The sequence below is a fragment of the Kitasatospora sp. NPDC091257 genome (assembly GCF_044757675.1).
GTDB lineage: Bacteria > Actinomycetota > Actinomycetes > Streptomycetales > Streptomycetaceae > Kitasatospora > Kitasatospora lactacystinica.
Genome location: NZ_JBIVVI010000595.1, coordinates 1 through 5,566 on the forward strand (window position 1 = coordinate 1; position 5,566 = coordinate 5,566).

The 5,566-nt window shown below is 75.4% G+C and carries 6 protein-coding genes; 1 reads left to right on the forward strand and 5 read right to left on the reverse strand.

The window, feature by feature from the left end; all coding sequences use genetic code 11:
- Positions 1 to 20: 20 nt before the first annotated feature.
- From ACIQOV_RS25130 to ACIQOV_RS25140, 3 genes are all read right to left on the reverse strand, one after another.
- The gene (locus ACIQOV_RS25130) at positions 21 to 782 is read right to left on the reverse strand and encodes an SDR family NAD(P)-dependent oxidoreductase (protein WP_401052033.1); all 762 of its coding nucleotides are present in this window, start codon (positions 780 to 782) and stop codon (positions 21 to 23) included.
- A complete protein-coding gene (locus tag ACIQOV_RS25135) occupies positions 779 to 2,188 on the reverse strand; it encodes an MFS transporter (RefSeq protein WP_401052036.1) in 1,410 nt (469 codons plus the stop codon). Before ACIQOV_RS25135 ends, ACIQOV_RS25130 begins: the two co-directional genes overlap by 4 nt.
- 77 nt (positions 2,189 to 2,265) lie before the next feature.
- Complete coding sequence (locus ACIQOV_RS25140) at positions 2,266 to 2,844, reverse strand: helix-turn-helix domain-containing protein (protein ID WP_359912446.1); 579 nt, start codon at positions 2,842 to 2,844, stop codon at positions 2,266 to 2,268.
- Between the two features lie 152 nt (positions 2,845 to 2,996).
- Between ACIQOV_RS25140 and ACIQOV_RS25145 the strand changes: the two genes are divergently transcribed.
- Positions 2,997 to 3,470: a DoxX family protein gene (locus ACIQOV_RS25145; RefSeq protein WP_401052039.1), complete on the forward strand. Its 474-nt coding sequence runs from the start codon at positions 2,997 to 2,999 to the stop codon at positions 3,468 to 3,470.
- Positions 3,471 to 3,546: 76 nt separating this feature from the next.
- On the opposite strand, the gene ACIQOV_RS25150 is transcribed toward ACIQOV_RS25145, so the two are convergent.
- Together ACIQOV_RS25150 and ACIQOV_RS25155 are read right to left on the reverse strand one after the other, a co-directional pair.
- The gene (locus ACIQOV_RS25150; protein ID WP_375875015.1) at positions 3,547 to 3,858 is read right to left on the reverse strand and encodes an MTH1187 family thiamine-binding protein; all 312 of its coding nucleotides are present in this window, start codon (positions 3,856 to 3,858) and stop codon (positions 3,547 to 3,549) included.
- Between the two features lie 87 nt (positions 3,859 to 3,945).
- Positions 3,946 to 5,385, reverse strand: a complete 1,440-nt coding sequence (locus tag ACIQOV_RS25155) for a SulP family inorganic anion transporter (RefSeq protein ID WP_401052043.1) — start codon at positions 5,383 to 5,385, stop codon at positions 3,946 to 3,948.
- Positions 5,386 to 5,566: the final 181 nt, after the last annotated feature.

Here is a 5,566-nt window from a genome sequence, read left to right on the forward strand (position 1 = left end):
CTGCCCGGCGGAGGGGCGGGTCAGGCGGAGGAGCCGCCGTCCAGCACCAGGTCGCTGCCGACGGTGTAGCCCGCCTCGTCGGAGGCCAGGTACAGCACCGCGGCGGCCACCTCCTCCGTCGCGCCGACCCGGCCGACCGGGACCTCGGCCCTCATCCGCTCGGCCTTGGCCTCGGCGTCCTCGCCCGGCCGGGAGGACATCGGGGTGTCCACCGCGCCGGGGCTGACGGTGTTGATCCGCACGCCCTCGGCGATGTGGTCGAGGGCGGCGGCCCGGGTCAGCACGGTGACCGCGGCCTTGCTGGCGGCGTAGGCGCCGACGCCCGCGATCCGCTTGTGGGCACCGAGGTTGGACGAGACGTTGACGATCGCGCCGCCGCCGTGGGCCCGCATGTGGGCGATCTGCGCCTGCATGGCGAGCAGGGTTCCGGTGACGTTGACGCCGATCACCCGCTGCCACTCGGCCTCGTCGATGTCGGCGACCGGGCCGGCGGCGCCGAACACTCCGGCGTTGTTGACGGCGACGTCCAGGCCGCCGAACAGCTCGACGGCCTCCCGGACCAGCCGGGCGGCGTCCTGGGCGTTCGTCACGTCGCCGGTGAGCGCGACCGCCTTGCCGCCGGCCCGCTCGATCAGCTCGACGGTCCCGGCGAGCGGGCCCGCGCCGCGGCCGGCGACCGCGACCCGGGCGCCCTCACGGGCGAAGGCGAGCGCGATGGCCCGGCCGATGCCGCTGCCGGCGCCGGTGACCAGGACGGACTTGTCGGCGAAACGCGTGGTCATGAGGTGAACTCCTTGATGCGGTCGGCGTGTTCGGTTGCGGTGGGGCTGGTGGGGCTGATGGTCCGGGGCAGGGCGGCGACCGCGACGGCGGTGAGCGCCAGCCCGACGGCGGCCGCCGCGAAGGCCGCGGCGTAGCCGCCGACCACGCTCGGGCGGGTGGCGGCGAGCGCCATCAGGGCGGCCAGTCCGGCGGTGGGGCCGAGTTCCATGGCCGTGTTGAACACTCCCGCGGCCAGTCCGGTGCGCTCGGGCGGCACCCCGCCGGTGGCGAGCACGGTCGCACCGGCGAAGGCCGCGGCGGCGCCGGCGGGCAGCAGGAGCAGTCCGGGCAGCAGTCCGAGGGCGTAGCCGCTGCCGGGGCCGAGCCCGGCCAGCAGGCCGAGTCCGGCGGCGGCCAGGGCGAGGCCGCCGGCGGTGACCGCCACCGGGCCGTACCGGACGCTCAGCGGGCCGGCGAGCCGACTGGAGAGCAGCAGGACGGCCGCGTACGGCAGGAAGGCGGCGGAGGTGGCCGCGGCGCTCCAGCCGAGCAGCTGCTGGAGGTAGAGCGACAGCAGGACGAAGGTGAGCGCGGTGCCGGCGGCGGTGGCCATGACGGCCGCGAGCGCGGTGGCCCGGCGCCGGTCGGCGAGGAAGCCGGGCGGCAGCAGCGGGTCGGCGGTGCGGCGTTCGGCGGCGGCGAAGGCCGACAGCAGGAGCGCCCCGGCGACCAGCGGGCCGTACGTCCCGGGGCTGCGCCAGCCGTGTTCGGTGGAGGCCACCAGAGCGTAACTCGCCGTGCAGACACCGGCGGTGGCGAGGGCGGCACCGCTCAGGTCCAGCGCCGGGCGGGTGCCGACCGGGGCGGCCGCGGGCAGGGCCGCGGAACGGACGAGGCCGAGCAGGGCGACCAGTACGGGCACCGCGAACAGCCAGCGCCAGGAGACCGCCGCGGCGACCGCGCCCGAGACCACGCTGCCGACGGTGGCCCCGAGCACCGACAGACCGCCCCAGGTGGCCATCGCCCGCCGGTAGGCAGCCGGTTCGGGGTGCAGCACCCGGACCACCGCGACCGCCGCCGGGGCGGTGAGGGCGGCGCCGACGCCCTGCACGAAGCGGCTCGCCAGCAGGACGGGGTAGCCGGGCGCGAGGGCGCAGGCGATCGAGGCGGCGGCGAGCAGCGCCAGGCCGGCGCGGAGCACCGGGCGGCCGCCGTGGCGGTCCGTCAAGCGGCCGCCGAGCAGCAGCAGGGAGCTGAAGGAGAGCCCGTAGGCGGCGCTGAGCAGCAGCACCCCGGACGGGCCGAGCCCGAACTCCCGCGCCACCAGCGGCAGCGGCACGGTCAGGATCATGATCGTGAAGATCAGCACTGCCTGGACGACACCGAGCAGCGCGAAGCCGTACCGGCCGGTAGTGATGACGGCCATGTAAAACCCTCCCCTCTATAAAGACCGTTCGGTCAAGAATGAGCCCCGAAAAAGACGCCGGCCCGGGCCGGCCGGCGTCAGTCCAGCAGTGCCAGCGCCTGCTCGGCGGCATCCCGCGCCCGGGGCGCGCCGTCGGCGGTCTTGCCCACCACCCGGATGCCCTGCAGCAGCACGACCAGCATCCGGGCGAGCGTCCGCGGATCCCGCCCGGCGGGCAGTTCGCCCTGCGCGGCGGCCCGCGCCAGGGCGGCGGTGAGCAGCGTCTCCAGGCGGTCGAGGCTCGCCTCCACCCGGCGGGACGCCGCCGGGTCGTGCGGGGCCAGCTCCACCGCCGTATTGGTGACGAAGCAGCCGCGCCGGCCCTCCTCCTCGTCCGTCACGGCGTACCGGCGGACCAGCGCCCTGACCGCCGGCAGCGCCGGGCCGGGCCGGGAGAGGTCGAGCAGCCGTGCCGAGTCGCTCTGCTCGCAGTAGCGCTCCAGCGCCCGCAGGTACAGCTCGCGCTTGCTGCCGAAGGTCGCGTAGATGCTGGCCCGGGCGATGCCGAGCCGCTCGACCAGGTCGGCCATCGACGTCGCCTCGTAGCCGCGCTGCCAGAACAGCTCCAGGGCCGCCTGCAGCGCCGCGTCCGGGTCGAATTCCTTCGTTCGCGCCATGCCGGGAACAGTAGCCCTTTCTGGACCGAGCGGTCAAGAAAGAGCAACTATTGGTCCAGACCTGATCTCTGACGGAGCATTGCCAAGTGGACTAGACCAAGTCTACCCTTACCGCTCCCATCCACCTCCTTCCCCCACAGGAGGCGTTTCGCATGCCCGCACACCGCCCCAACCACCCCCGGCAGGCCGCCGACGCCGCCAGACCCGTCGTGCTGACGGCCTTTCGGATCGTCGTCGGCCTGCTCTTCGCCTGCCACGGCGCCGCCTCGCTGTTCGGCGTGCTCGGCGGCGCCAAGGGCGGCGGCACCGTCCCGCTCGGCCAGTGGCCCGGCTGGTGGGCCGCGCTGATCCAGCTGGTCGGCGGCGCCCTGGTGCTGCTCGGCGCCGGCACCAGGGTGGCCGCCCTGCTCTGCTCCGGCTCGATGGCCTACGCCTACTTCACCGTCCACCAGGAGCACGCCCTGCTGCCCCTGCAGAACGGGGGCGAGCCCTCGGTGCTGTTCTGCTGGGCCTTCCTGGCCATCGCGACGCTCGGCTCCGGCCCGTACGCCCTGGACCGGCTGCTCACCCGCAGGCCGCCGGCCGCCGCGGCCGAGCCGGCGATCCGGCCGACGCCGACGGTCTGATCGGCCGGCCAGAGCCAACCAGCTTCCGGAGAAGCCCACCTGACGGTCCGTCGGTCGTCAACGGTCCGACGGTCCCTCAGCGGTCCGACGGGCCCCCGGCGGCCAGGTGCCGCTCGACCGAGGCGACCTTGGCGGTGAGGCCGTCGGTGACCCCGGCCCGGTCGTCGATCTTGATGACCGTGCTCACCCGGTTGCCGTACGCCTTCACCGCCTCGATCGCCGCCCTGATCACCGGCATCACCTCGTCCCACTCCCCCTCGATGCTGGTGAACATCGCGTCCGTGCGGTTCGGGAGACCGCTCTCCCGCACCACCCGGACGGCGGCGGCCACCGCCTCCCCCACGTCCTCGCCGATCCCCAGCGGGGTCACCGAAAAAGCTGCGATCACGGCTCTGCGCTCCTTGTGCTGGACGACACGGGTCGCTGGTCCGGGCCGACCCGAACCAGCGACCAGGCTAGAGCCTGCCTCCTGACCTCAGGCGACGCCAGGCAGCGGCGGGTCGACCGCCAGCGGCGCGGTGGAGCGGGCCCGGTGCTGGGCGGCCCAGGAGACCAGCGCCACCGTGCAGGCGTGGTCCAGGTGGCGCAGCCCGGACCAGTCCAGCTCCACCGGCCGGTCCGCCGGCAGCCGCTCCAGGGTGTCCAGCAGTCGGGGCAGCCGCAGGAAGGTGGCGTTGCCGCTCAGCCGCACCCGGTGCAGCGCCTCCCCGGTCGGCTGCGGCTGCTCCTCCACCGCGATCTGCAGGTGCGAGGTCTGCCAGGCGGACTTGGCCACCGCCAGGCCGACGCCGATCAGCACCCCCTCGAACAGGTCGGTGGCGATGATCGCGGCCGCCGTCACCACCAGCACCAGCGCCTCGCCCAGGTGCCCGCGGCAGAGCGCGACGATCCGGCGCAGCGGCACCAGCTTGGCGCCGGCGTGCACCAGGACGGCGGCCAGCGCGGTGAGCGGCACCAGCCCGAGCGCGCCGGGCAGCAGCGCGGTGAACAGCAGCAGCCAGCCGCCGTGCAGCACCCGCGAGGCCTTGGTGCGAGCGCCGGCCTGGACGTTGGTGGCACTGCGCACGATCACGGCGGTCATCGGCAGCGCGCCGAGCAGTCCGCAGACGGTGTTGCCGACGCCCTGGGCGGTGAGTTCGCGGTCGTAGTGGGTGCGCGGGCCGTGGTGCATCCGGTCGACGGCGGCGGCGCTGAACAGCGTCTCGGCGGAGGCGATCAGGGTGAAGGCGACGACCGTGCCGAGCCCGGCGGTGCCGGCCAGAGCAGTCAGCGACTCGCGGTCGGGCAGGTGCACCACGTCGAACAGTCCGGCCACCCGGATCCGGGCCACCGGCAGGTCGGCGACCGCGGTGACGGCGGCGGCCAGGCCGACGGCGGCCAGCGGGGCGGGGACGGCCCGGGCGGCGCGCTCCGGCAGGTACTTCCAGCCGACCAGGACCAGCAGGGTGCCGAGGCCGAGGGCGACCGCGCTCGGGTTGGCCGCGGCGGTCAGCACGTCGCCCAGGAGGGCGGGCAGTCCGGCGATCTTCTCCGGCCCGGTGGCGGGGGCGCGGCGGTCGGCGAGCGCGTAGAGCTGGCCGAACACCAGGGTCAGTCCGATGCCGGCCAGCATGCCGTGCACCACCGAGGCGGACATCGCCCGGAACCAGCGGCCGAGCCGCAGGGCGCCCATCGCCAGCTGGAGCAGGCCGGTGGCGAGCACCAGCAGGCCGAGCGCGCCGGCGCCGAAGCGCTGGACGGCGTCGGCGACCAGGACGGTCAGTCCGGCGGCGGGGCCGCTGACCTGGAGGCTGCTGCCGGGCAGCAGGCCGACGACCAGGCCGCCGACGATCCCGGTGACCAGCCCGAGTTCGGCCGGGACGCCGGAGGCGACGGCGACGCCGACGCAGAGCGGGAGGGCGACCAGGAACACCACCAGCGAGGCCGGCAGGTCATGGCGCCAGGGGACGGCGCGCAGGACGGCGGCCGGGGTGCGGGGCCGGCCCGGCGGGCCGTGCTTGCGGAGGCGGCCCGGCGGGCTGTCGCTGAGCTACTGGCGGCAGCGGCAGTTGGGGCGCCTTCGCGCGGGAAAGCTGCCGTCCCACCAGGTGGAGACC

Excerpts from the sequence above, each read along its gene's own strand:
- ACIQOV_RS25135 (WP_401052036.1), bottom strand. The coding sequence starts at position 2,188 with ATGGCCGTCATCACTACCGGCCGGTACGGCTTCGCGCTGCTCGGTGTC.
- ACIQOV_RS25140 (WP_359912446.1), bottom strand. The coding sequence starts at position 2,844 with ATGGCGCGAACGAAGGAATTCGACCCGGACGCGGCGCTGCAGGCGGCC.
- ACIQOV_RS25145 (WP_401052039.1), top strand. The coding sequence starts at position 2,997 with ATGCCCGCACACCGCCCCAACCACCCCCGGCAGGCCGCCGACGCCGCC.
- ACIQOV_RS25130 (WP_401052033.1), bottom strand. The coding sequence starts at position 782 with ATGACCACGCGTTTCGCCGACAAGTCCGTCCTGGTCACCGGCGCCGGC.